This window comes from Bacillus sp. FSL K6-1005, from assembly GCF_038000225.1.
GTDB lineage: Bacteria > Bacillota > Bacilli > Bacillales > Bacillaceae > Bacillus > Bacillus mojavensis.
The window spans coordinates 2225702-2251056 of the sequence record NZ_JBBOBP010000001.1; the positions used below are offsets into that span (position 1 = coordinate 2225702).

At 44.6% G+C, this 25355-nt stretch carries 33 protein-coding genes, 1 pseudogene and 2 riboswitches; of the genes and pseudogenes, 15 read left to right on the forward strand and 19 right to left on the reverse strand.

The window, feature by feature from the left end; genetic code table 11:
- Positions 1-45: 45 nt before the first annotated feature.
- A riboswitch (SAM riboswitch) is annotated at positions 46-166 on the reverse strand.
- 166 nt (positions 167-332) lie between these two features.
- The 3 genes from NST16_RS11730 to NST16_RS11740 are packed head-to-tail and all read left to right on the forward strand — an operon-like array spanning position 333 to position 2027.
- On the forward strand, positions 333-1055 hold the full coding sequence (locus NST16_RS11730; protein ID WP_168747444.1) for an esterase family protein: 723 nt from the start codon (positions 333-335) through the stop codon (positions 1053-1055).
- A gap of 28 nt (positions 1056-1083) precedes the next feature.
- Entirely contained in the window at positions 1084-1599 is a 516-nt protein-coding gene (locus NST16_RS11735) for a YjcG family protein (protein ID WP_010333788.1), read from the forward strand.
- 5 nt (positions 1600-1604) lie between these two features.
- Positions 1605-2027: a GNAT family N-acetyltransferase gene (locus NST16_RS11740; RefSeq protein ID WP_168747443.1), complete on the forward strand. Its 423-nt coding sequence runs from the start codon at positions 1605-1607 to the stop codon at positions 2025-2027.
- A 71-nt stretch (positions 2028-2098) separates the two neighbouring features.
- Here NST16_RS11740 and NST16_RS11745 read toward each other — a convergent pair whose 3' ends face one another.
- Positions 2099-2353: a hypothetical protein gene (locus tag NST16_RS11745; protein ID WP_010333786.1), complete on the reverse strand. Its 255-nt coding sequence runs from the start codon at positions 2351-2353 to the stop codon at positions 2099-2101.
- A gap of 119 nt (positions 2354-2472) precedes the next feature.
- On the opposite strand from NST16_RS11745, the gene NST16_RS11750 reads away from it, so the two are divergent.
- Positions 2473-4752, forward strand: a complete 2280-nt coding sequence (locus NST16_RS11750) for an ATP-dependent helicase (protein ID WP_340886777.1) — start codon at positions 2473-2475, stop codon at positions 4750-4752.
- A 65-nt stretch (positions 4753-4817) separates the two neighbouring features.
- Here the strand turns inward: NST16_RS11750 and NST16_RS11755 are convergent, their stop codons facing one another.
- The 4 genes from NST16_RS11755 to NST16_RS11770 form a co-directional block, all read right to left on the reverse strand.
- Complete coding sequence (locus NST16_RS11755) at positions 4818-5072, reverse strand: stage VI sporulation protein F (protein WP_010333784.1); 255 nt, start codon at positions 5070-5072, stop codon at positions 4818-4820.
- Between the two features lie 163 nt (positions 5073-5235).
- Complete coding sequence (locus NST16_RS11760) at positions 5236-5376, reverse strand: YjcZ family sporulation protein (protein ID WP_010333783.1); 141 nt, start codon at positions 5374-5376, stop codon at positions 5236-5238.
- A gap of 81 nt (positions 5377-5457) precedes the next feature.
- Positions 5458-5664, reverse strand: a complete 207-nt coding sequence (locus NST16_RS11765; protein WP_326330431.1) for a hypothetical protein — start codon at positions 5662-5664, stop codon at positions 5458-5460.
- Positions 5665-5949: 285 nt separating this feature from the next.
- Complete coding sequence (locus NST16_RS11770) at positions 5950-6306, reverse strand: DUF1360 domain-containing protein (RefSeq protein WP_326330432.1); 357 nt, start codon at positions 6304-6306, stop codon at positions 5950-5952.
- Between the two features lie 155 nt (positions 6307-6461).
- Between NST16_RS11770 and cotV the strand changes: the two genes are divergently transcribed.
- The 5 genes from cotV (at position 6462) to cotZ (ending at position 9032) form a co-directional block, all read left to right on the forward strand.
- Positions 6462-6848 (forward strand): spore coat protein CotV, encoded by a 387-nt coding sequence (cotV, locus tag NST16_RS11775; protein ID WP_326330433.1) that lies wholly within the window; start codon positions 6462-6464, stop codon positions 6846-6848.
- Positions 6849-6888: 40 nt separating this feature from the next.
- Positions 6889-7218, forward strand: coding sequence for a spore coat protein CotW (gene cotW / locus NST16_RS11780; protein WP_059352739.1), 330 nt, complete (start codon positions 6889-6891; stop codon positions 7216-7218).
- 88 nt (positions 7219-7306) lie between these two features.
- A complete protein-coding gene (cotX, locus tag NST16_RS11785; protein ID WP_268449940.1) occupies positions 7307-7816 on the forward strand; it encodes a spore coat protein CotX in 510 nt (169 codons plus the stop codon).
- Between the two features lie 150 nt (positions 7817-7966).
- Positions 7967-8455, forward strand: a complete 489-nt coding sequence (gene cotY / locus NST16_RS11790; RefSeq protein ID WP_010333777.1) for a spore coat protein CotY — start codon at positions 7967-7969, stop codon at positions 8453-8455.
- A gap of 127 nt (positions 8456-8582) precedes the next feature.
- Positions 8583-9032, forward strand: a complete 450-nt coding sequence (gene cotZ, locus NST16_RS11795) for a spore coat protein CotZ (RefSeq protein ID WP_168747436.1) — start codon at positions 8583-8585, stop codon at positions 9030-9032.
- A gap of 87 nt (positions 9033-9119) precedes the next feature.
- Here the strand turns inward: cotZ and cotO are convergent, their stop codons facing one another.
- The 10 genes from cotO to NST16_RS11845 form a co-directional block, all read right to left on the reverse strand.
- Positions 9120-9845 carry a spore coat protein CotO gene (gene cotO, locus NST16_RS11800; protein ID WP_340886796.1) on the reverse strand — a complete coding sequence of 242 codons (726 nt, stop codon included), beginning with the start codon at positions 9843-9845 and terminating at the stop codon, positions 9120-9122.
- A 100-nt stretch (positions 9846-9945) separates the two neighbouring features.
- Entirely contained in the window at positions 9946-10722 is a 777-nt protein-coding gene (gene fabI, locus NST16_RS11805) for an enoyl-ACP reductase FabI (RefSeq protein ID WP_010333773.1), read from the reverse strand.
- A gap of 139 nt (positions 10723-10861) precedes the next feature.
- On the reverse strand, positions 10862-11674 hold the full coding sequence (gene thiD / locus NST16_RS11810) for a bifunctional hydroxymethylpyrimidine kinase/phosphomethylpyrimidine kinase (RefSeq protein WP_010333772.1): 813 nt from the start codon (positions 11672-11674) through the stop codon (positions 10862-10864).
- 18 nt (positions 11675-11692) lie between these two features.
- Positions 11693-12703 carry a thiazole biosynthesis adenylyltransferase ThiF gene (gene thiF / locus NST16_RS11815; RefSeq protein WP_268446783.1) on the reverse strand — a complete coding sequence of 337 codons (1011 nt, stop codon included), beginning with the start codon at positions 12701-12703 and terminating at the stop codon, positions 11693-11695.
- Positions 12700-13470 carry a thiazole synthase gene (gene thiG / locus NST16_RS11820; protein ID WP_081720775.1) on the reverse strand — a complete coding sequence of 257 codons (771 nt, stop codon included), beginning with the start codon at positions 13468-13470 and terminating at the stop codon, positions 12700-12702. The genes thiF and thiG overlap by 4 nt, the downstream gene beginning before the upstream one ends.
- Complete coding sequence (gene thiS, locus NST16_RS11825) at positions 13467-13667, reverse strand: sulfur carrier protein ThiS (protein ID WP_081720798.1); 201 nt, start codon at positions 13665-13667, stop codon at positions 13467-13469. Before thiS ends, thiG begins: the two co-directional genes overlap by 4 nt.
- Complete coding sequence (thiO, locus tag NST16_RS11830; protein WP_340886803.1) at positions 13667-14776, reverse strand: glycine oxidase ThiO; 1110 nt, start codon at positions 14774-14776, stop codon at positions 13667-13669. The genes thiS and thiO overlap by 1 nt, the downstream gene beginning before the upstream one ends.
- The gene (tenI, locus tag NST16_RS11835) at positions 14760-15377 is read right to left on the reverse strand and encodes a thiazole tautomerase TenI (RefSeq protein ID WP_168747430.1); all 618 of its coding nucleotides are present in this window, start codon (positions 15375-15377) and stop codon (positions 14760-14762) included. The genes thiO and tenI overlap by 17 nt, the downstream gene beginning before the upstream one ends.
- A complete protein-coding gene (gene tenA, locus NST16_RS11840) occupies positions 15355-16062 on the reverse strand; it encodes a thiaminase II (protein ID WP_326197241.1) in 708 nt (235 codons plus the stop codon). The genes tenI and tenA overlap by 23 nt, the downstream gene beginning before the upstream one ends.
- 80 nt (positions 16063-16142) lie before the next feature.
- Positions 16143-16251: riboswitch (TPP riboswitch) on the reverse strand.
- Between the two features lie 62 nt (positions 16252-16313).
- Positions 16314-18158, reverse strand: coding sequence for a monovalent cation:proton antiporter family protein (locus tag NST16_RS11845; RefSeq protein WP_286058717.1), 1845 nt, complete (start codon positions 18156-18158; stop codon positions 16314-16316).
- 182 nt (positions 18159-18340) lie between these two features.
- Between NST16_RS11845 and prpE the strand changes: the two genes are divergently transcribed.
- Complete coding sequence (gene prpE, locus NST16_RS11850) at positions 18341-19078, forward strand: bis(5'-nucleosyl)-tetraphosphatase PrpE (RefSeq protein WP_340886813.1); 738 nt, start codon at positions 18341-18343, stop codon at positions 19076-19078.
- A gap of 17 nt (positions 19079-19095) precedes the next feature.
- Here the strand turns inward: prpE and NST16_RS11855 are convergent.
- The 4 genes and pseudogenes from NST16_RS11855 to NST16_RS11870 all read right to left on the reverse strand — a co-directional run bounded on the left by NST16_RS11855 (position 19096) and on the right by NST16_RS11870 (position 21863).
- Positions 19096-19948, reverse strand: a pseudogene (locus NST16_RS11855) (RluA family pseudouridine synthase).
- A gap of 62 nt (positions 19949-20010) precedes the next feature.
- The gene (locus NST16_RS11860) at positions 20011-20811 is read right to left on the reverse strand and encodes an NAD kinase (protein WP_010333761.1); all 801 of its coding nucleotides are present in this window, start codon (positions 20809-20811) and stop codon (positions 20011-20013) included.
- A 19-nt stretch (positions 20812-20830) separates the two neighbouring features.
- Positions 20831-21466, reverse strand: coding sequence for a GTP diphosphokinase (gene yjbM, locus NST16_RS11865; RefSeq protein ID WP_340888351.1), 636 nt, complete (start codon positions 21464-21466; stop codon positions 20831-20833).
- A gap of 28 nt (positions 21467-21494) precedes the next feature.
- Positions 21495-21863, reverse strand: coding sequence for a UPF0738 family protein (locus NST16_RS11870; RefSeq protein ID WP_168747425.1), 369 nt, complete (start codon positions 21861-21863; stop codon positions 21495-21497).
- Positions 21864-21986: 123 nt separating this feature from the next.
- Between NST16_RS11870 and NST16_RS11875 the strand changes: the two genes are divergently transcribed.
- From NST16_RS11875 to NST16_RS11895, 5 genes are all read left to right on the forward strand, one after another.
- Positions 21987-22559: a CYTH domain-containing protein gene (locus NST16_RS11875; RefSeq protein WP_168747424.1), complete on the forward strand. Its 573-nt coding sequence runs from the start codon at positions 21987-21989 to the stop codon at positions 22557-22559.
- A 14-nt stretch (positions 22560-22573) separates the two neighbouring features.
- On the forward strand, positions 22574-23305 hold the full coding sequence (locus NST16_RS11880; protein ID WP_340886822.1) for a lytic transglycosylase domain-containing protein: 732 nt from the start codon (positions 22574-22576) through the stop codon (positions 23303-23305).
- Between the two features lie 266 nt (positions 23306-23571).
- Positions 23572-23970, forward strand: coding sequence for a globin domain-containing protein (locus NST16_RS11885; protein WP_010333756.1), 399 nt, complete (start codon positions 23572-23574; stop codon positions 23968-23970).
- Positions 23967-24866 carry a protease adaptor protein SpxH gene (spxH, locus tag NST16_RS11890; protein ID WP_010333755.1) on the forward strand — a complete coding sequence of 300 codons (900 nt, stop codon included), beginning with the start codon at positions 23967-23969 and terminating at the stop codon, positions 24864-24866. Before NST16_RS11885 ends, spxH begins: the two co-directional genes overlap by 4 nt.
- Positions 24867-25179: 313 nt before the next feature.
- Positions 25180-25347: a hypothetical protein gene (locus tag NST16_RS11895; RefSeq protein WP_010333753.1), complete on the forward strand. Its 168-nt coding sequence runs from the start codon at positions 25180-25182 to the stop codon at positions 25345-25347.
- Positions 25348-25355 lie beyond the last annotated feature (8 nt).

The window sequence follows — 25355 nt, forward strand, 5'->3', positions numbered from 1 at the left end:
ATAATAAAAACCCCTTCTTCATAAGAAGAAGGGGTTTAACGCTTCTTCTTATCTTCCAAGCATAATAAACGCTTGCTGGATTTAGCACCTTGGCGCTTTGCATATGCAAAGCAAGCCGGTTGCTGAGGTTTCTAAGGGCCAGTCCCTCCACCTCTCACGATAAGAAATATCGGTTTCAATTTTCTGATTGTTTTATATTAGCGCAATTTGCAGTTTATTTCAATACTTTTTTCTTCGAGTTCCGAACGGTTTAAAGAGAGAAATTTCTAATAATTCATGGTACAATAATTTCAAATGCAAGAAAGTCTAGTGATGTCCTGGAGGAATGTATTATGGCACCGAAAAACGGCACAGTTCAAGAAAAGAAGCTCTTTTCAAAAGAGCTTAACGAGGAAATGACAGTACTCGTTTATCTGCCGTCAAACTACTCCCCTCTTTATAAATATCATCTTATTATCGCGCAGGACGGCCACGATTATTTCAGGCTGGGGAGAATCGGCAGACAAGTGGAGGAATTGCTGTCTAAAAGAGAAATAGACCGAAGCATTATTATCGGTGTTCCTTACAAGGATGTAAAAGAACGCAGAAAAACCTATCATCCGGAAGGTTCTAAGTTTTCGGCATATAAACGATTTATTGCCCACGAGCTAGTTCCTTTTGCGGACCATGAATTTCCGACGTACCAAGTCGGCTACGGGCGGACACTGATCGGTGATTCTCTCGGAGCGACCGTTTCTCTTATGACAGCGCTTGATTATCCAAATATGTTTGGGAACATCATCATGCAGTCTCCCTATGTTGATCAACATGTATTAGATGCCGTGAGACAGTCAGACGACATCAAACACCTCTCTCTTTACCACCAAATCGGAACAAAAGAAACAGATGTCCATACGACAGACGGCAATATTTTGGACTTCACAGAACCGAATCAGGAGCTGAAAATGCTCTTGGAGGAGAAGCTTTCCGATTATTATTTTGAGCCATTTGATGGAGACCACAAGTGGACATACTGGCAGCCGCTCATTACGCCGGCTCTGAAAAAAATGCTCTAACATACTTTATTTTCAGGAGGGACATACTATGAAATACGGAATCGTTTTATTTCCATCAAAAAAACTGCAAGATCTCGCGAACTCTTACAGAAAGCGCTATGATCCGAGCTATTCCCTGATCCCGCCTCATTTGACGCTGAGATCTTCATTTGAATTTACAGAAGAGGAAGCCGGTGAATTGGTATCACAATTGAGAGAAATCGCTAAAGAATCTCATCCGATTGTTCTCAAAATGACCAAATACAGTTCTTTTGCGCCTGTCAATAATGTCATTTACATTAAAGCTGAGCCGACAGAAGAATTAAAAACACTGAATGAAAAACTTTACACCGGTGTATTAGCTGGTAATCAGGAATACAATTTTGTTCCGCATGTGACGGTCGGCCAAAACCTTTCCGACGATGAGCATTCTGATGTATTAGGGCAGTTAAAAATGCAGGAAGTATCTCATGAAGAAATCGTTGACCGTTTTCATCTCTTGTATCAATTGGAAAACGGTTCATGGACGGTGTATGAAACGTTCCTGTTAGGCGGAGGAGAATAAACGATTTGGAAGCTGTTATCGCAAAAAATGAAGAACAAATGAAAGATGCATTTTATGTAAGAAAAGAAGTCTTTGTCAAAGAACAAAACGTACCAGCTGAAGAAGAAATTGATGAGCTTGAAAACGAATCAGAGCATATTGTGGTGTATGACGGAGATCAGCCGGTCGGCGCCGGAAGATGGCGGCTAAAGAACGGATACGGCAAATTAGAGCGAATTTGTGTCTTAAAAAGCCACCGCTCAGCCGGTGTCGGCGGCATCATTATGAAAGCGCTGGAAAAAGCGGCAGCAGACGGCGGTGCTTCAGGTTTTATGTTAAATGCGCAAACACAAGCAGTGCCATTTTACATAAAACATGGCTATCGGGTGCTGTCTGAAGAGGAATTTCTCGATGCCGGCATTCCCCATTTGCAAATGATTAAGGATTAAACACCATCCGGGTCTTCAGAGATCCGGATTTTTTTGCATATAAAAAACCGCTCTCTCATGTGAACGGTTTTTTATACATATCGATTAATAGATGTGCCTATCCCTTTTTCTCGCAATCTTTTATAAAGAGAGCGCTTACGTTTTGCCTCATTTACTTTTCTTTCAGCGGCTGTCTGAATCTCCTGCTGTTTTTCAAGTTCCTTGTACATCCGCTGAAACGGGACGTATCTGACCTTCTCTGTTCCGGCATAATCCTGTTTATGGCCTATTGTGCGATTGGCATATTGAGCGTATTGCTGGTTCTGAATCTGACCTGCATATATCATTCGGTACCCACCCTTCTGCTGTCTCTTTTCCCTTAAACTTACTTTTTGAAACACGTTTCTTTTGATATGATAGTCTTTGTCTGTAATGAACACCTTTTTTTGATTGGGAGGACCCCTTTTTGAAATGCGCCCGACTGAATGATCGAACCATACATTTACATACATATTCGAGAGAACATTATCAATTCCTTTTTGAAGAAGGAATAAAAGGCCATTTATTTTGTTCTCATTGCGGAAAACCCGTTTTGTTAAGGCTTAATATCACCGATCCGCCGGAGTTTATCCACCGCCAGCCAGGCCATTTTCCGGCATGTGAGGAGGCCTGCGAAACGAAACCCGCTAAAGAAGAAAAGAAGGAAAACTATCAGGAATCCGGTGTTTTTCGATTACCCAAGGGGAAAGCGATTGCTGCTGACTCGTCTCCGGCTGTCACGGAATGGCAGCGGCCGAGAAGCATTAAACCCGGAACACCATTTGTTCAAAAAACATTAGAACCTGATACGAGCCTTTTTCCGACTGTCGGCTTAAACACAGATCAGCTGAAAGCTGTCACGGAAACGGAAGGTCCATTATTGGTGCTTGCCGGTGCAGGAAGCGGAAAAACACGTGTGCTGACCGCGCGCGCTGCCCACATGATCGAACACCTAGACATACCACCGGAACATATGCTGCTTGTCACCTTTACAACAAAAGCCGTCGCGGAAATGAAAGATCGCATGGCGAAGCAGTACGGATTACAGCCGTCAAAAGTCAGAAGACTTGTCACCGGAACATTCCACAGCTTGTTTTATAAAATCCTGTATCACTATGATTCTGCCAAGTGGAATGGCGAGCACCTGTTGAAAATGGAATGGCAAAAGGAACAATATATGAAAAAAGCACTCTATGAAGAAGGCGTAGATGAGAAAGAGTTCCCCGTTGATCAGGCCTTGCAGCAAATCGGTTTCTGGAAAAACACTTTTTTGCCGAATGAACGTATTCCTTTAAAGGATGACTGGGAAAAACAAGTCTACCGCCTGTACCAATATTATGAGCGCCAGAAAAAAGAACACCGCCAATTTGATTTTGATGATATGGCGTCTGCCTGCTATGAACTGTTCATAGAGCGGCCTGATCTTCTGAAGCAATATCAATCTAGGTTTACGTATATTTTAATTGACGAATTTCAGGACATTAATCCGGTCCAATATAAAATCATGCAAATGCTGGCGAGTCCGGAACAAAACCTGTGCTGTGTTGGGGACGACGATCAGTCGATCTATGCGTTTCGCGGCAGCAGCCCTTCTTTTATTCTGGAGTTTCAAAAGGATTATCCTGGTGCCAAAACAATCTACTTAACAGCGAACTACCGTTCAACACATCCGATCGTTTCCAGTGCTGATATTGTCGTGAAAAAGAACAAAAACAGGTATGCCAAGATGCTGGAAGCCGCTCGTGACGACTCGCAGGTCCCTGTGCTGTTTTATCCTTATGACGAAGAAGAAGAAGCGACAATGGTGGTTTCCGATATGAAAGAAAAAATTCAAAACGGCGCAAAACCTGAAGACTTTGCGGTTCTCTACCGGACAAACAGCGCCGGCCGCGCCATTTATGAAAGGCTTCATCAATCATCAATTCCGTATACCGCTGATCGCGGCGTCCAGTCCTTTTACAGCAGAAGAATCGTCCGCCAGATACTCGCATACTTGTACGCGAGTCAAAACGAGGATGATACTGAAGCGATTAAACACTTGCTGCCTGCCTTATTTCTAAAGCAGTCTGCTTTAAACACGCTGAAGGCGCTCTCGATTACCGAGGACTGCTCCATGATTAAGGCGCTGGCCAAACTGCCGGATCTGAAGCCGTTCCAGCTGGATAAAATCAAAAAAATCGTACCCTTTTTCGCAAGCATCCGCACCATGAAGCCTGTGGAAGCCATTACCTTTGCTGAAGGAAAAATGGGCTTCTCCGAATACTTAAAAAAACGGGGCAACGAAGGAAACAAGCTGGAAAAAGGCTCTGATGACTTGCGTGACGTCAAGGTTGTCGCAAAAAAATTCAAAACCATCCCTGACTTTCTCGCCCATGTGGATCACATGCGGGCTGCTGAGAAAAACAAAACAGATGAAAACGGTGTACAGCTGATGACCATTCACCGATCAAAGGGCCTTGAATTCAAAACCGTCTATGTATTAGGCACGGTAGACGGCTCCATCCCGCATGATTTCTCATTAGAAACAGCGAGAAAGGGAGACGAAGCTCCGCTTGAGGAAGAAAGACGTCTTCTGTATGTTGCAATGACACGGGCCAAACAGCATTTATATTTGTCTTGTCCCGCAAACAGGCGCGGCAAAACAGCCCACCGTTCAAGGTTTTTGTATCCTCTTTTGCAGCAAACGAGACAGCTCTTGCCCAAATAAACAGCCCGGCAGTCATACTGCCGGGTTTTTCACTGTAAAAAAGGCCCGTTGCCCAGGCCATCCGCTTATTTATTATCCAACATTTTAGAAATCGTTCCAAAATCAAGCTTTTCTTTTCCGCTTGTAATGGACTGGACAATCTTATCTTCCATTTCTTTCGGCACGCGTCTGTTTGCCAGCTGCGCCACGCGCTTAATGACGCTGCGGACTGTGTTTTCATCTTTAAAATTGGCGTTTTGAAGTGAGCCTGCAAGATTCATGACATCCTGCATGTTCACGCCTGTTTTCTTTTCAATGTTCTTAAAAAATTGATTATCCATAATACGCCTCCTTTTGGCGGAGTAATACAGTATTATATGAACGCTTTACGTATAATGTGATGATTTGCAAGCAGAAATAAGTTACTGATTTAAATAGCAGCAAAGAATACATAAAGTAGGAAGAAGCACGGAAATCATCCGTACTTCCTCCTTCATTCATTTCTTAGTAGTTAAAAAAAGATGCACCTACGATGATGAGAAGAATGAACAGTACGACCACAAGAACGAATGTTGAACCGTAACCGCCTGAATATCCTCCAGCATAACCGCCGCCGTAGCAGCCGCCTCCGTAACCAAATCCCATAACTAAGCACCTCCTTTACTCTCTATACACTATGCGAGTCATCATGATTGGCTTGGATATCCGCATAGGGCGCTTGCGGATTTATAATGGATCATGCTGAGCCTGCCGTTTTTTCAGTAAGGCTTCCGTCTTTTCAGCCAATTCTTCAATTTCTTGTTCAAACGACAGGCCGGCTTCGTCAAATAAAGCCAACTCCTTTTCAATATGTTTGATCATCTCGTCATGCTTGTTTTGCTTTTGATCGTGCGGTTCATACCTGCCCTCTATGAATTTTTCAAACTCATTCATGAGATCCCCCCTCTCATGACATATGCTGAGCGAATCAGCATTGTTAAAAAAAACAAAAAACCGGACATCTCCGGTCTCTTGTCAGGGTCAGGCTATTGAGGTTTTTTCTTTTTACTGCCGCACCCGCAGCCTTTCTTTTTGATCTTTTTTGTTTGATACGATGAATCTGTATATGGAGTTTTTTGGGAAGGTTTGTTAATTTGATTCACTTTGATCCCTTCCTTTCCTTATGTCATATATGCTACTTTATGCGGATACTGACGGAAAGTTGCTGGTGGGAATGCCTCATTCCTGCAGCCATTTTGATACAAGGGTTTCAATTATACCGGCCAGCCCGGCGATCGCCAGCAGCAAAACCAGCCACTGGGCCACCTTTGGAATGAATGCCTGGCACAAAATCAAAAAGCCGGCGCACCACACGCCTGTGCACCAATAGCAGCTCAGCAATTCACCGATAAACGCCCTCACACCCGTTCCCTTTATGACAATATACGTTTCAATGTTCCCGTCCGCATCCTTTTCCTCCTTCTCTTCATGAAAAAGGCTGCGCAGCGGCGCCATAATCGTATCAAACACGAAAAGACGCGCGAGCCGGAAGACCGCAAGCGAAAGAAGGAAAAGAGACAGCCAATTGATAACCACTTGTTCACTCCTTTCATCATCCCCTTCACATATATGCAGAAACCCTAGCTTTCATGAATTTGTATCTTGTCCTGTTGAAAATTGGTTATTTTTCTTATTCCGCTCTGCACCTCTTCTGCATTATATACAGTATGGATAAGAAAGGAGTGAAGGTTATGTCATTTGAAGAAGAAGTTGAATCCCTGCATCCTGAAATATTTGAGCAATTATCAAGCGAATTCGAACAGCAGATCGAAGTCATTGATTGCGAAAATATCACAATAGATACGTCACATATAACATCTGCCCTTTCTATACAAGCCTTGGTTACAACAATGATTATCCTGGCAACACAGCTCGTCATCGCCGACGAGGACTTAGCTGACGCGGTAGCAAGCGAAATTCTTATTCTTGACAGCTCCCAAATCAAAAAAAGAACCATCATTAAAATTATCAACAGCCGAAATATCAAAATCACTTTATCTGCCGACGAAATAATAACCTTTGTACAAATTTTGCTTCAGGTGCTTAACAGCATTCTCAATGAACTTGACGTCCTTTAACCCTTTCTTTTCACAAACTCAAAAGTCGAGGTGAAATCAAATGTCAGATAACGACAAAATTAAAGAAGAGCTTGCAAAGCTTCCGGAAGTTGATCCGATGACGAAAATGCTGGTCCACAATATCTTTCTGAAACACGGCGTGACCAAAGACAAAATGAAAAAAGTATCAGATGAAGAAAAAGAAATGCTCTTGAATCTGGTAAAAGACTTGCAGGCTAAATCAGAAGCGTTAATTGAAAACCAAAAGAAGAAAAAAGAAGAAGGAACGGCGCAAGAGCAAAAGAACGAAAAGCCGTTAAGCCGCAGAGAACAATTAATTGAGCAGCTCAGACAAAGACGGAAAAACAATAACAATTCAAACCAATCATAAAAAATAGGGTTCTTCATCAGGATATATGCCTCAGTCAAAGTAAGAGGCTCGCTCATTTAATAACAGTAAAAGAAAAGGAGGAATAGATATGGAAAGCAGACCATATTCTTGGGTTGCACTTGATCCTGACTGTGACCATCCGTTAGACGAAAAAGATAAAAAAGAAGAAAGAAAATGTAATTGCGATATTTGCTGTAATGGCAATGGGGTTTTTGGCAACGACAATGCCTTCATCGACCAAGATCTAGCTCAGGCAAATCTCAACAAACAAGTCTCCGATGAGACGATTATTATTAGAGATTCTTGTGACATTAACGTTACATCTACAGACGTTCAAGCCGTAACATCAGTTGTAACAGCGCTTAATGCCGCTGTAGTTACAGCTACACTCACATCCATTGCAGACGGAGTCATCGCCGAATTAGTCGCACAAGATTTATTGCAGCTGACAGCTAACAAGCAAGTTAACCGCCAAAAACTTCTCATCGAATGCTCCCGCGGCGTAAACGTCTCAACAGTAGATGCCGATATCGCAACACTTATCTCTACAGCAACAAACACTCTCGTAGCCATCCTAGTTATCACTCTCGTCCTCTAGGACCTAAAAGCAGAGCTAAAAACGCTCTGCTTTTTCTTATTTTCCCGCATATGATGAATATATAGACGTTCACCCACACCAAGTGAGGCACGAGTACATATGTTGTTAAGGACTAAAGTCAAATACCCTATAAAGAAGGAGCTGAAATCAATGAGCTGCGGAAAAACCCATGGCCGACATGAGAACTGTGTATGCGATGCAGTGGAAAAGATTTTAGCAGAGCAGGAGGCAGTTGAAGAACAGTGTCCGACTGGCTGCTATACCAACCTTTTAAACCCTACGATTGCTGGAAAAGACACAATTCCGTTTCTCGTTTTTGATAAAAAAGGCGGGTTGTTCTCCACATTTGGAAACGTGGGGGGATTTGTGGATGATATGCAATGCTTTGAATCCATTTTCTTCCGCGTCGAGAAATTATGCGATTGCTGCGCTACACTGTCTATTTTACGCCCGGTCGATGTTAAAGGCGAAACATTAAGTGTTTGCCATCCTTGCGACCCGGATTTCTTCGGGCTTGAAAAAACAGATTTCTGCATAGAAGTGGATCTCGGATGCTTCTGTGCGATTCAATGCCTGTCACCAGAGTTAGTTGACAGAACATCCCCTAACAGAGATAAAAAGCATCATCACAATGGATAAACACTTGTAAAGAGGAATCCCCTTCCAAACTCTATTACAGGTGCAAATCATTCAGCTGCTTCGAAAGTGAGGCAGCTGACTCTCCATCATTTCGCCAGTCTCAAAATTACAAGGCAGGAGGGATAATATGAGCCAGAAAACATCAAGCTGCGTGCGTGAAGCGGTAGAACAAATTGAAGATTTGCAAAACGCGGTTGAAGAGGATTGCCCGACCGGCTGCCATTCCAAGCTTTTGTCAGTAAACCATTCATTAGGCGATACAGTGCCTTTTGCAATATTTACATCAAAATCAAAGCCTTTAGTCGCCTTCGGTAATGTCGGCGAGCTGGATAACGGACCTTGCTTTAATACAGTATTTTTTAGAGTGGAAAAAGTTCATGGCAGCTGCGCAACGCTATCCTTATTAATCGCTTTTGACGAACACAAACACATTTTGGACTTCACCGATAAAGACACGATTTGTGAAGTGTTCCGACTTGAAAAAACGAACTACTGTATTGAAGTGGATTTAGACTGCTTCTGCGCGATCAATTGCTTAAATCCTCGTTTAATCAATCGCACACATCATCATTCATGATAAGACGGAAAAGCTTGCAAGATTTGCAGGCTTTTCTCTATGTAAAAAAGCTGCCGGAACGATCTGCCGGGCAGCTTTTTGCTTTCATTAAAAACCTAACGGGTGCAGAGATGTTATCTCATCGATCGCCAGCTCAGTCGGAGCACCATTTCCGGTCGTCCGAAGCAGGACGGAATCATTTCTTCTTCCGACAATCACGCCTCTGTACGTTTTTCCATTGGCTTCAATCAGACAAAGCGCTCTCGGCATGTTATGCGGCAGTTTTGTTAAAAAATCGATTTTTTCATGGATGGACATCTTGCTCATCGGTTTTTTCACTTTTCTGGCCGGCGGTGCCTTTTCTTCAGCTTTAGCTGCATTATGCACGGCCTCCGGTTCCTTTTCAGGCTTACGGGCTTCAGGTGCAGGCTCTTCCTTTTTTTCCGCTTCCCGAGACTGCTGTTTGGGGATTACTTCAATTGCCTGCGGCTCTTCTAACGGTACCTGCTGCTTTTTCTGGTTCTCCGGCTCTCTTACCTCTTGTTTTTGCTGACGCACTGGTTCCTCTGCCTGTTTTTTCTCTGTTTGCTGAGCATCTTTTGCCTGAATGTCTTCCCGCTTTTTTTCCTCTGTTTCCACAGCATCTTTTACCTGAATCTCTTCCCGCTCTTTTTCATGGTAAACCGGCTGTTCCTCTGCTTTTGGCGGAGCCGGTTTAGCCTTTCTTTTAATGACGATCTCCTGCATGGACGAGCGTGTTTCCACATGGTCCGGCTGAACAATATACATGAGCGGTTTTTTATCCGCGTTTCTTTTCTTATTAGACATCTTCATCCCTCCGATTCTGTCATATTCTATCTATATGACAGAATGCTGAAAATCAGAAGAAATAAAAAAGCAATCCCTGTTTGGGACTGCTTGAAGGTGAAACTGCTTAGCGGGCAGTGATATGGAAACCTGAATCAACATGAAGATTTTCACCTGTAATGCCTCGGGACATATCGCTAAATAAAAATGCAGCTGTATCTCCCACCTCTTCAGGTGTGGTCGTGCGGCGAAGCGGTGCACGCTCTTCGATGTCTTTTAAGATTGAGTTGAAGTCACTGATGCCTTTAGCAGATAATGTTCTGATCGGACCAGCAGAAATGCTGTTAACGCGGATATTTTCTTTTCCTAAGTCAGCAGCTAAGTACTTCACACTTGCGTCAAGAGAAGCTTTCGCTACACCCATCACATTGTAGTTCGGCATAACGAGCTCTCCGCCAAGGTAAGTCAGCGTTACGATGCTTCCGCCTTCAGTCATCATCGGACGCGCCGCTTTTGTGACAGCGGTCAGTGAGTATGAGCTGATGTTGTGAGCTAGAAGGAAGCCCTCACGATTTGTGTTTAAATATTCGCCGACAAGCTCTTCTTTGTTGGCAAACGCGATACAATGCGCGATACCGTGGATCACACCGACCTGCTCCTTAATGCTTGCGAAACAAGTTTCGATTTCCGTGTCGTTTGTTACGTCGCAAGGAAGGATAATGGAATCGTTTCGCTCCAAAGTTCCAGCGAGTTCATGAACAGATTTCTCCAGGCGTTCACCTGCATATGTGAAAATCAATCGTGCGCCCGCTTCATGTAAAGAGCGCGCTATTCCCCAAGCGATACTGCGTTTGTTGGCTACTCCCATAACAACAATGTTGCGGCCTTTAAGTGAAAAATTCATATGTATAAAGCCTCCTATATTTGTTAAAGACATAGTATTAGTACCTGATCTTAATACCTATCATATCATAACCTTGTCCAGATGAAAAGCGCATACCAAAGTCAAACATGAAAGAGACCACCATAAGCAGGTGGTCTCATCAGTTTATTTTTATGCTGTTTCGTTTAAAAGCGAAATGATTTGTCGGCCCGTGGCCCGATCCGATGCCGAGCGTATTTTCTACGGCTTCGCGGACAAAGTTGGCAGCAACCTCGAATGCCTGATGGATGCTGTCTCCTTTAGCGGTTTGGGCTGTTAAAGCCGCAGCAAAGGTGCAGCCAGTGCCATGCGTATGCTTCGTATCGATATAAGGATGGCTGATTTGCATAAACATGTTTCCATCAAAAAGAAGGTCAGTAATGTGATTGTCCTCAGGCTGGTGCCCGCCTTTGATAATCACATGCTGCGCACCCATCTTCACTAGCTGTTCCGCAGCTTTCTTCCGGTCATCAAGCGAACGGATCACCATACCCGTCAGCGCTTCTGCTTCCGGCACATTCGGCGTGATCGCATAGCTTCGTGGGATCAGCAGCTCCTTCAGCGTAGCGATTGATTCATCGCGCAGCAAGGACGCCCCGCCCTTCGCGATCATAACCGGATCAACGATCACCCGGGTTAATTCGTATTGATCAATTTTCCTTGCCACTTCTTCAATCATTTCTGCATTCCAAAGCATTCCTGTTTTTACGGCGTCCGGTCTCAAATCCTCCGCCACAGCATCAATTTGCTCTCTCAGTGCCTCTGCAGTCAGCGGATACACGCCGTGAACGCCAAGTGTATTCTGTGCAGTTACCGCCGTGATGGCAGACATTCCGAATACACCAAGCTCCTGAAAGGTTTTAATATCTGCCTGTATCCCCGCGCCTCCGCCTGAGTCAGACCCAGCGATCGTCAAGGCTTTATATATACTCATCAAACTACACTCCTTTTATTACCCGATCCATTTATGATAGATGGATTTTGCCCTGGCAATATCATTTGTTCCATGGATCAATGCTCTGCCGTCCCGAAACAGCACCATTTTCATGTCATCCGAGCGGCAGGAAATTAAATACGGATTCGCTGCTACTTCCAGCCCCGCCTGCCTCAGCTGCCCCGCCATCACGTCAAGATCTGCTTCTTTTGTGAAAGAGGATCTGATTTGCACCGTGTTTCTGCCGCACAATACTGCTGCTTTCGTTTGGTTTTCGTATGATAAAAACGGAAAATCCTTTGTGCCGCAGCTTGGACACGAGTCATCTTTAAGTCCCGCTGCTCTTACTTCTGACCGCTCATTTTTCCACAGGTCAAAGGAGCGCAGCACGGGCTCGCATTCCTCTCCCGTCAGCAGTTTCAGAGCGTCTGTCACCTGAAGGACAGCAACCTGCAGAACAGCCGGGCTGATAATGCCGGCTGTGTCGCATGTCGCACCGCCAATCGGAAGGGTATCGAGTAAACAATGAAGGCAGGGGGTTACCCCCGGCAATACAGTAAACGTAAGGCCGTAGCTACCCACACAAGCGCCGTAAAGAAACGGAATGCCTTCTTTCACTGCAGCATCGTTAACAATAAGCCGGGTTTCAAAATTATCGGCGGCATCTACAATGATTGATGCGCCGCGAATCAGTTCGGATACGTTTTCTGCTGTGACATCCATGACAAGTCCGGTCACATCCACATCACTGTTAATGGAACGAAGGCGCTGCTCAGCAGCCGCTGCTTTCGGCATTTCCTTTCTGACATCATTTTCTGTGTAAAGCTGCTGGCGCTGCAGATTGCTCCATTCGACGTAATCTCTATCGGCGATTTTCACCGATCCGACTCCCGCTCTCACCAGCATCTCTGCGCTGGCCGTTCCCAGTGCGCCGGCGCCGATGATCACAACGCGCGCCTCTCTCAGTTTCTTCTGGCCTTCGGAGCCGATTGGAGCAAACAGCTCCTGTCTGGAGTACCTGCCCGTCATACAGGAAGACCTTCTCCCGGACTGCTTGCCGTTCCATATGACTTGACTGGAATGCGGCCTGCTTCATAAGATAGACGCCCTGCTTCTACTGCGAGCTTCATGGCGCGCGCCATTTTCACCGGATCGTTCGCACCTGATACGGCCGTATTTAGCAGTACGCCGTCCGCTCCAAGCTCCATTGCATATGCCGCATCTTTTGGCGATCCGATTCCGGCATCCACGATGACCGGCACTTTGGCCTGTTCAATGATAAATGACAGATTCAGAGGATTTAAAATCCCCTGGCCCGATCCAATCGGAGAAGCCCCCGGCATAATAGCATGAACACCAAGCTCTTCAAGCTTTCTCGCCAGCACCACATCATCCGAGGTGTACGGCAGCACAATAAATCCCTCTTCAAGAAGCTGTTCAGACGCTTTTAACGTTTCCACAGGATCGGGCAGCAAGGAACGGCTGCACCCGATGACTTCGACTTTAATCATGTCACAAAGCCCGGATGCTTTCGCGAGCCGTGCAATTCGAACTGCTTCTTCCGCCGTACTGGCGCCAGCTGTATTTGGCAGAAGCGTATATTTGGATAAATCAAGCTGTTCCAGAAAATTAGGCTGAGACGCTTCAAAGATATTCATTCTCCGTACAGCAAATGTTAAAATATCAGACTCTGAAACAGCCACCGCTTCCTTTTGAATATCAAACGATGGATATTTTCCCGTGCCCAACAGCAGCCTTGATTGAAATTGTTTCCCGCCAATTGTTAACATTCTCATCCGCCTCCTACAAAATGGACAATTTCGATGACATCACGATCACACAGCTCTACCTCGTGATATTGTTCTTTGCCGATAATTTCTTTATTTCTTTCAACGACAACGATTTTATGTTCAAGCTGATAAGACGCAAGCAGATCCTGAATCGTACCTGTGTCTCTATCCCATTCAACTTGTTTACCGTTCAGCTGAAGCATCATATCTGAACCGCCTCCTTGCGATCAATTCGAAAGGCGTGCAGCCAGTCCGCCTTGACCTCTTTATTCATAATGAGATCACCAATTAAAGCACCCGTTGCAGGAGCAAGCAGAATCCCGTTTCTGAAATGGCCCGCCGCAAATAAAATGCGGCTGTCCTGAGGGTGCTTGCCAATGTATGGCTTTCCGTCCTTTGTCCCCGGACGCAGTCCCGCCCAAAAACGATCAACCTTCATATTCTGAATCGCCGGCAGCATCGTTTTCGCTTTTTCCATAACCGACTGAAGTCCGCCAAGATCAGCCTTCTCGCTCCAGTCACCAGGCTTCATCGTCGCGCCGACAACCAGTCTGCCGCTTTTTCTCGGTACGATATAGCAATGATCATGATAAAGTGTTTTTGTCAGCGGAATGTCATCATTCCAAACAGACAGGCACTCTCCTTTTACAGGAAAAAATGACTGATTCAGCCCGAGCTGCTTAAAAAACATCCCGCTCCAGACCCCGCTGGCAACCACGACATAATCCGCATGCATGTCACCGGACGCTGTTTTGACCAAAATGGATTCACCGCCACGTGTCACATCGAGAACAGGAGCATGCTCAAAAATATCCGCACCAAGCGCTTTAGCCGATTTAGCGTATGCCTTGCATACAAAATAAGGCTCAACATGAACATCATCCTGAATAAAGCTCGCCCCGTAAATCTCACTGGCCGTATACGGCTCTTTTTCCAGCACTTCTTCTTTTGTATGCCAGCTGACAGAATCCAAATCGTCCATCCGTCTGAGGCGTGACACGTCTTCTTCGGAGAATGCAAGCTTAAACATACCGCCATCATGCCTTCTAATATCGATACCGGATAATGCAAATAGCTCCTCTCCAAGACCTCGGTACATACGCTGACTGTTCATGGCGAAATCAAAAAACGCATCCCGTTCCTCGCACTCGGCATGGGCGCCAAGCATCCCTGCCGCGGCGCTTGTTGTTCTGCCGCCGATTGTTCCGCTTTCAAGCAATGCGGTGTTTTTCTTTTCTTTTGCCAACTGATAAGCGATCGCGGAACCAATAATTCCGCCTCCAATGACAACTGCATCATAATGCCTTTTCATACTGAATCTCCTTTAGCTTGCGGGAATATCGTCTGGCAGCTTCCAAAGGATCATCGGAAGAAAAAATTCCGGACATGACAGCAATACCGTCTGAACCTGCTTGCTTCATTTCTCTTAATTTGGCAGGTGTCATCCCTCCAATTGAAATAACCGGAATCGAGATCCTCTGTTTGATTTCTGAAAGCAAAGACACGCCTCTGCCCTTAAGGCCTTGTTTGCAATCCGTTTCAAACACATGGCCGAACAAAACATAATCAGCATCATCCTTTTCTGCCTGAAGCGCTTCCTCCAGTGAATGCACTGATCGCCCAATGTGCAGGTGAGGAAATCTGGCTCTTACTTGTTTCGGTGAAAAGCTGCAGCTCGGCAGCTGAACACGATGAATATTTGAAAAAAGTGCAATATCAACCCGGCCATTCATCACCAGCTTTTGCTTATCAACACCGCCTTCAGAAATAAGCTCCAGCAGTTTCAAAATGTCAGCCGCCGATTTAGACCGTTCGCGAATATGGATGTAATCAACCTCATCCTGAATGGCTATAATGGATCTCACTAGATCTTCAACCGGCTTGCGGTCATCAGTTATGGCGTGCAGCTCCAAGTCCTTCCACCTCTTTTACGCTGCTGTCTGACCAGCCTTCTTTTCGATAAGCCATTCCCCAGAACTGATATTCATAATAGCTGGAAATAACAAAATTCTCTTTCATCTTGGCACGCACTTCCTCGGTGCTGTTTTCCGCCAGCTCATCCAAACGGTTAATTTGTTCTTCCACCTGCTGTCTGAACCAGTCACCGCCGTAGGTACCAATCCACTTCTGATAGATCGGATGCCCCGGATCACATGTCAGCAATTTCTCACCAACCTCATAATAAAGCCAATAGCACGGGAGAAGAGCTGCCAAGATTTCTGCAAAATTCCCGCTCAAGACCGAACGGTACATATGAGATGTATAAGAGTAAGCGGTAGGAGATGGCTTAAATGCCTTCTGTTCTTCCTCACTAATTTCCAAAAGCTCTGTAAACTCGCGATGAAGCGCCATTTCCGCTTCATATGTACCTTGAGCATGGCTGGCCATGCGTCCCGTTGTGTAAAGGTCCTTCGCATAAGCGGCGCCGAACGATTGCACCTTCGCAAAATGCGTTAAATAATAAGAATCCTGAAGCACGTAGTATTTAAAACGGTCAATCGGAAGAGTTCCGTCACCTATTCCCGTAACGAACGGATGGACAAAACTCCCCTCCCACCATTCTGCGGCTGCACTGCGGCATTCTTCTGAAAACTTCACACGTCATTCCCCCTGTCTGATAATAAAAAAACCACTTTCCCGCAAGGAAAAGTGGTTTGGAATTGGCATAGTTATATAACACAAATACCGCTCCACTTCCCTACGCAGGTCTGAACCTGTTCAAGTTATGAGGGTCTAAAAGTCACACTTTTATCTCAGCCCTTATAAAGGACACCCCTAGTGGTTTTACGAATACATATTGAATTGTTCTGCACCTCTATATTAACACGAATCCTTATTTGGTCAAGATTTTATCCTTCCAATGTTTTCTTAAGATCCGTTACATACCCGCGTGATCCGGTGACAATTAAACGGTCTCCGATTTTCAGCCTTGTATCGCCGTGAGGAACGATGCTGTCCACACCTCTGAAAATCCTGACAAAAATCACATCGCCTGTTAAAGGGAATTCACGGAGAATCACGCCGTCGTATTTGCTGTTTTCCATATTAATTTGATACAGCGAGGACTCTTGGTTCGTGAGCAGTTTCATGACGCCAGGTGCTTCTATCAGCGCGCGAAGCAGTGTTTTGGTCGACAGCAAGATGGAAAAGATGCCGATGCCCTGCTCCTTCAATTTCGCTTCGTTCTTCGGTGATCCGGTGCTGGCGATGACTCTTTCTGTCCCCTTTTCTTTGGCGTATAATGCGATTTCCGTATTCATGTCTTCATCCCCTGTCGCCACTACAAGGATATCTGTATCAAATATACCGAGTGATTCAAGGGTTTGATGCTCATAATCAGGAAGCGTTTCGACGGAAAATACTGAGTCTGACAGCTTTTCCTCAGCGTTTTCTTGATAAACGTGCACGACACGCACTTCATACTCACTCTCAGGCAATTCAAGTGTAACAGGCAGTGTCATTTGATTAGCGCCGATAAATGTGATCTTCTTTTTCTCCTCCGGCTGCTCCTGTTTTTTGTACAGCTTTTTAAATCCGACCGGCGTAAAAATGCTTGCAATAACCGCCACCAGCGTAAGCGCTCCTGACATATTCGCACTGATGACATGAAGCTGCTGGCCGATTGTCGCAGCGGCAATCACAAGAGAAAGCGTTGATGTCAGCAGGAAACCAGACGCCAATATTGTGCGGTTATCATACCATTTCTTCAAGTACAGGATAGGAAGAATCTTGCTTACTAACAGTGCCATAAGCAGCAGCGGAATCATCACTAAAATTTTCGGGTCCTGAAAAAGTGTCCAAATATCCAATTTTACGCCGACCATCACAAAGAAAATCGGTATTAAGAACCCGTAGCCGAAGGAATCGAGCTGCTGAACCAATTCCTTGTTCGGCGAGAGCAGGGAAACAAGCACGCCCGCTAAGAAAGCGCCGAGTATATTTTCTGCCCCCAGTGATTCAGACAGAGCCACCAGTACGATAATTAAGGTGAAAATAGCACGGGTGCCGATCTGGATCGTCCCTTTAGACATGGACTGAACAAAAGAACGGTGTTTAAAGATCCGACCGAAGAAGTAGAGCACTACTCCCGCTGCAAACAAGATCATTAAGAGCCACATGTTTCCGCTGTCCTCTCCGTATAGAGAAGAAAATACAGCAAGAAGAATCATAGTGACCAAGTCAGCAATCACGGCAACAAGCAGGATAATCTGCCCGATGTTTGAATCCATGATCCGTTCTTCCTTTAAGGTTGGAACGACAACACCTAACGAAATCGTAGAAATAATAAGCGTCATTAAGAAAGCATTTTGGATAAATCCGGCCACGACGAACCCATAAGACAGCAGCAATGATAAAATAAAAATACCGATAAAAATAATGGATGCTGTAGCAAATGTATTGGGTGCTTCCTTGCCGTTTTGCAGAAACTGCTTTTTCTTTCCCTTCTCAAAGGATGAAAAATCAATTTCAAGACCGCTTAAAAACATTAAAAAGATAAATCCGAGCATAGAGAGTGTCTGAAGCCAAGTATCACCCTCCACAACTAAATTAAGACCGCTTTTTCCTATAATCAATCCCATAATAATTTCAGCAACAACAACAGGGATGCTGAGTTTAAACCGATGCAAAAGGATGGGAGTCAAAAATGCAACGATAAGTACGACAACTAATGATGCGACAGATGTATGCGCCATAATCTGAACCTCCTTTTAAAAAAACATAACGCGATTTTAACAAGGGTGATGATGAAAAATAAAGTAATAAGGTCTCATTTTTTTCAGAAAATGATTCTTCTATAATTTGCACATAAAAGCCGGTGATGACTCACAGCAATTTGCTTCATAATAAATAAAATCATGAGTAAGGAGGATGCTGCATGGCCTACTACGATATCATCAGCGATATTCATGGCTGCTACGATGAAATGACAGCCCTAATAGAAAAACTTGGATACACAATAAAAAATGGATTGCCTGTACATGATGCAGGCAGGGTGCTTGTTTTTGCCGGGGATTTGACAGACCGTGGCCCTAAATCAATTGAAGTCATCCGCTTTGTAGCCGGAGCTTATGAACAAGGAGCAGTGCGCTATGTCCCGGGAAATCATTGCAACAAGCTGTACCGCTACTTAAAAGGAAATCCAGTTAAAGTGATGCACGGTCTTGAAACAACCGCGGCAGAGCTTAAAGCACTTTCTGAAGAAGAAAGAAGAAAAGTCAGCGAACAATTTATGAGGCTTTATGAAACTGCGCCGCTTTACGACATCTTACATAATGGAGAATTGGTTGTCGCCCATGCTGGCATAAAGGCTGACGATATCGGCAAAAACACGAGGAGAGTAAAGGACTTTGTGCTTTACGGCGATGTGACGGGTGAAACGTATCCGGACGGCAGACCCGTCAGGCGGGATTGGGCCGCTGCTTATAACGGGACAGCCTGGGTTGTATACGGACACACACCTGTTAAAGAGCCCCGCATAAAAAATCGCACCATTAACATTGATACAGGCTGTGTGTTTGGAAATCAACTGACGGCCTTCCGTTTTCCCGAACTGGAGACCGTCTCCGTTCCAAGCTCTATGCCTTATGACGAAACTAGATTTCGCCCCATATAAAAAAGGAGAGAATCGTTTTAATGATTCTCTCCTTTACATAATTCCTAACATATCGTGCGGCAGAGCCGCATGAAACGTCATTTTTTCCTGCGTCAGCGGGTGGATAAACGACAGCTGCTCACTGTGCAGCGCCTGCCTGTCAATCTTCTGTCTCGTTCCGCCGTACAACGTATCGCCGCACAGCGGGTGGCCGAGATAGCTCATATGAACGCGAATTTGATGGGTCCGCCCTGTCTCAAGCTGCAATGCCACCGTGGTTAAGTCATCCGTAAGACGTGTGACACGAAAGTGAGTTATAGCCTTCTGACCGCCCGGTGTCACTATCCGTTCAATGATACTGTCAGGATGTCTGCCAATCGGGGCGTCTACCTTTCCCTCTGTCTCTGCCATACGTCCATGCACAATCGCAACATATCTGCGTTTCACAAGGCCGTTTTTTTGCGCCGACGATAAAATGGAGTGGGCAAAGCGGTGCTTGGCAACAAGCATGACACCTGACGTATCCCGGTCTAGCCGGGTGACAAGATGAACCGTGGCCCGTACTCCGTTTTTTTGGTAGTGATGGATGATGCCATTCGCGATGCTTCCCGCCGGGTGCTCTCGCGACGGAATAGATGACACATACGGCTGTTTGTTTATCACAAGCACGTGTTCATCCTCATACATAATATCGAGCGGAACAGGCTCGGCCAAAAGCGTCTCGCTCACCTGTTCCTCAGGAAACTTTACAACAAGAAAGTCTCCTTCTTTCAATACGTATTTAACAGTCACATGTTCACCGTTAATGAGAAGATCTCCTCCGCCAAATTTGATGTCGGTCAGTAGACGCTTCGAAATTCCCAGATCGACCGTATATTCCTTTAAGGTCATTCCGTCTTCAGCGGTAGTGATCTTCTTTTCAAGAATAAATTGCTTCACGATACGTCCTCTTTCTACTCACCTTTTCCGATAAATGAATCCTGGACTCTTTTCCAAAACGGAAACGGACGGAATCTTGCAAATCTTACATTTTCGGATGCCACCTGACATCGGATGGACTTTACATCCTTATGAAGCAGGGTTAAATGGTCAATTGTTACTTGAAAGTCAACTTCGTTTCTCGGTTTAATCATGCAATCATGATGGGAAGGGAGAAGGAGCGGTGATCCGACCGTCCGGAATACGCGGTTATTGATAGATGCCATTTCCGCCAGCTGAATCGCTCTGATGGATGGGTGGATAATTGCTCCGCCCAGCGCTTTATTGTAGGCTGTGCTCCCGGAAGGCGTGGACAGGCAAAGGCCGTCGCCACGGAACGTTTCAAAAAGCTGCCCTTTGATTTCCACATCCGCCACAAGGCTTCCTTCTATACTTTTAATCGTACATTCATTTAACGCCAAATATCTTTCTTCCCGCTCATTTTCATGATAGGTTACTATTACTTCAAGGAGCGGATATTCCACAGTGTGATACGGTGTTTTTGCAATTGCGAGCACGAGTTTTTCAATTTCATGAGGAACCCAGTCCGCATAAAACCCAAGATGACCCGTGTGAACGCCGACAAAAGCTGTTTTATCTAATCTGTCGCTGTATCTGTGAAAAGCGTATAAAAGCGTCCCGTCGCCCCCGACTGAAATGACGATTTCCGGTTCATTTTCATCCAGTTCCATGTCAAAATCCAATAAATACGCCTGTATTTTGCTTTTCAGCGTATCAGAAACATTGTCTCCTTTTGACGATACGGCAAATTTCATGCTTTTTCTTCCCCTTTACCTATTGATGCTCGCTTCCTTTTTTCTTTCTAGAAAAGGCAGCTTGAGCTTCCTGTATTTCACCCTTGATCTCCGACATCTCTTCATCAAGCCGTGAAGCTGCTTCAGAAGCGCGCTGAAGCCTCAGTTTTACTTTTTCAGGAATGTTTCCGCTGTATTTATAATTTAATGAATGCTCAATGGTCGCCCAAAAATTCATCGCCAGCGTACGGATCTGTATTTCAACAAGAACATGTTTCTCTCCGGATATCGTCTGCAAAGGATACATCACGACAAGATGATATGACCGATACCCGCTCTCTTTATGTTCTGCAATATAATCTCTCTGATCCACAACGGTGAAATCTTTTCGGGCAAACAGCATTTCCTTTACAAATTGGATGTCATCGACAAATTGGCACATGATCCTAAGGCCTGCGATATCCTGCATGGTTTCAATTTTATGTAATGGTATGCTTTTCCGTCTGGCTTTTTCGAGTATACTCGCCACAGGCTTGACGCGTCCTGTCACAAACTCAATCGGTGAATGGTCATCCTCATATTCATAAAGCGTGCGGATCCCCTTGAGCTTCACTTTTAATTCTTCAACAGCCTGGCGGTACGGCACTAAAAAACGCTCCCATTGCTTGTCATCCATCATACATCCCCCAATTCAGCACCAGTTTCTATAGAAAAACGCGTTTCACTGTTTCTTCCATTTCTTCTCCGTAGTTCGCATTATCTTTAATATTTTCTAAAAGATACTCCAGCTCCTCATGCAGGCCTGACAGCTCAATGCTTTCATTCCCTGCCTCTAAAACGATCGGTTTTCTTTGATCATGAGCCTGCTTTAGTTCAGGCCATATATGTTCCTTTATCATGACATATTCAAAAGAATCAGCTAATTCAAGTATGTATACAAAAGCAATGTTGTCAGAATCAACTAGCATTTGACCTGACGGCTTGCGTTCTGCTTCGTTTCCTTCTGTCTCACAGGTTAGGCGAAGCTCATCATCCGATAGTGTTGCATTTAAAATTTCGATTCTGTTTTGCATAATGCTCTCCTTTATAAACAAAGTACAGATTCATTTTATCATATCAAGCTTGATATTGATAAACCTAACATCTAAAGAGATAATAGTAAAAATGAGATTTACAGAGCTGAAAGGAAGACCATCATGAGCCAAGAAATTGAAATTGAATTTAAAAATCTGCTTACAAAACATGAATTTGAAAACATAGCTGCGGCACTGGATTTGGCAGAAAAAGAATTTACAAATCAAGAGAATCACTATTTTGATACAAACTGCTTCGCACTGAAACAGAAACAGGCGGCGCTTCGAATCCGTAAGAAAAATGACGAATATGTGCTGACATTAAAAGAACCGGCTGAAGTTGGACTTCTGGAAACCCACCAGAAGCTTTCCGGCGTATCCGACTTTACACGTTTCACGATTCCGAAAGGCCCTGTCAAGGACCAGCTGAAGAAGCTTCACATCGATACAGACGCCATTCATTATTTTGGATCTTTAGCAACAAATCGCGCAGAAAAAGAAACAGAAAAAGGTTTAATAGTTTTAGATCACAGCCGATATTTAAATAAAGAGGATTATGAAATTGAATTTGAGGCGGCTGACTGGAATGAAGGCAAATTGGCCTTTGAAAAGCTGCTTCAGCAATTCAGTATTCCTCTGCGAGAAACCAAAAATAAAATTCAGCGTTTTTATGAAGAAAAACGAAAGTCTATATAAGGTGGAATGACATAGTGAACGTAACGAATTGGGCGGCTCTCCTTCAGCTTCAGGCATTACAGTCTATATCAAATGCAAGCAGCACGGGCAGTAAGAGCGCTGAGAGCCCGCTGTCAAACTTCAGCTCCTTGCTCAGCCAATATACAAATGGACTGTCCCAGCAAACACCTGTGTCAACAGCATCTTCAAGCCCGATCAGCCAGCTGAACAGCGCTTACGGGACATCGCCGTCACTGCTTTCAGCTTACGGGCTTAACTCCTATTCAAACGACAATGTCGGCCAATTTACAAAAGCGAGTGAAAGCACTGAAACAGCTGCTGTTGATGCCTCCTCAAACAAACAAGAGGATAAAAACATCAGCTCGGGTGACTTCTCAATCGACAGCGCTATAAAAAAAGCCGCTGACAAATACGGAGTCGATGAAAAACTAATCCGCGCTGTCATCAAACAGGAATCCGGCTTTAATGCAAAAGCCGTCAGCGGTGCAGGCGCAATGGGTTTAATGCAGCTGATGCCGTCAACAGCAACCTCACTTGGCGTTTCCAGTCCGCTTAATCCGCAGCAAAACGTTGAGGGCGGAACGAAATATTTAAAACAAATGCTGGATAAATACGATGGCAATGTATCCATGGCGTTAGCAGCTTATAACGCCGGCCCGGGAAACGTTGATCGATATGGAGGCATTCCGCCTTTCAGAGAAACTCAAAACTATGTAAAAAAAATAACAGCAACCTATTACGCGTAACCGGAGCGGCACTTGCCCTCCGGTTTTTTTGCGGAGTGAAATCTTACACATTCATGATTTGTATGTGATATGATATGAAATACAAACCCGGCGCTCAGCCGAACCCTGTCTTCAAGCGCATAAAAAGCGCTTAAAAGGCAGTTTGTTTGTAGAAATGATGCCTTGTTGCTAAAATAATTCATAGATGAATTGAAATAAATACAGAAAATAACTTTTTGCAATAGGAATTATGATTCCTATTAGCCATATTTAAAGGAGTAGTCAACATGGGACAATCGTTTAACGCACCTTATGAAGCGATTGGAGAAGAACTTCTATCGCAACTTGTTGATACTTTTTATGAGCGTGTCGCGTCTCATCCTTTGCTTAAGCCCATATTTCCGAGCGATTTAACAGAAACGGCCAGAAAACAGAAGCAATTTTTGACACAGTATTTAGGCGGGCCTCCCCTTTATACCGAGGAACACGGCCATCCCATGCTCAGGGCAAGGCATCTTCCCTTTCCGATTACAAACGAGAGGGCCGATGCGTGGCTCAGCTGTATGAAAGACGCAATGGACCATGTAGGACTAGAGGGCGACATTCGTGAGTTTTTGTTTGGCCGGCTGGAGTTGACAGCAAGGCATATGGTGAATCAAACAGAAGCGGAGGATCGATCATATTGACAAACTATCAGCATGAGCAATACTTCGCCCATTGCCACGGCCATCCAAAAAAACCGCTGGAAATCTACATGTTTGTTGACCCTTTATGTCCCGAATGCTGGTCCTTAGAACCTGTCATAAAAAAAATGAAAATCAGATACGGACGTTTTTTTACCTTACGCATCATAGCTTCCGCAAGCCTTACAGCGTTAAATAAGAAACGTAAAAAGCATCTTCTGGCAGAAGCCTGGGAAAAGATCGCAAGCCGCTCCGGTATGCCTTGTGACGGCAGCGTATGGTTTGAGCAAGATCAGCCGCTCTCTTCTCCATATATGGCTGCTCTCGCATTTAAGGCAGCAGAACTTCAAGGAAGAAGAGCCGGTATGCAATTTCTTCGGAATATGCAGGAGAGTCTGTTCGTTTCGAAGAAGAACATTACGGATGAAAACGTGCTTTTGGAAATAGCGTCAAAAACAAGCCTGGATCTAGAGGAATTTCAAAAAGACCTCCATTCCCAAAGCGCGGTCAAGGCGCTTCAATGCGACATGAAAATCGCGGCTGAGATGGATGTTACAGCCACTCCGACGCTGACGTTCTTTAATACGCAGCATGACGACGAAGGACTTAAAGTCCCCGGCAGCTATTCATACCATGTGTACGAAGAAATCTTATTTGAGATGCTTGGCGACGAGCCTAAGCCCTCGGAAACACCGCCTCTGGAATGTTTTATTGAATATTTCCGTTTCGTTGCCTCTAAGGAAATCGCTCTTGTATATGATTTGAGTCTTGAAGAGGTAGAAAAGGAAATGAAAAAATTGGCGTTTGCTAAAAAAGTTGCCAAAGTAGAGGCCAAGCACGGAATGTTTTGGCAGTCCCTCACCAGCAGTTCTGATGAATACCAATCATGTGAAAAATAGCCGCAGGCATGTATATGCTTGAGGCTATTTTTTTGCACAAAAATCAAACATACGTTCTGCACAAAGCACTAAAGAAACCGCGCCGGGATAAGCGCGGTTTCATATGTCTTAACGACAACAAAGGGGATGGGAGAAATTTTTCACGGTCAAACAAAGGGGTAATGTTTGTTTGTGATCAATTTCACATCCTTATCATATCAAAAGTTGTCGACTGTTGACAACCATTAAGTTTAATGTTCATATTTTTGTCACAAAACATAACTGACAGGTTTCATTCATATGCTTGTAAGGAACAAGGACGAGGAGGATCGCCATGCTGTTTAATGTGATCTCAATTGTATGCATTGTTGTTTTTTTCTGTTTAAATTTATTAGCTATGATGCATATGCTGCCTCTTTACATTACGTCCCCTCTGCTGTTTCTGTCTATTCTGTTTACCTTGTACCGTCTGAATCATCGGAAAACCTTTAAAGGATTTTAAAAAGCCTG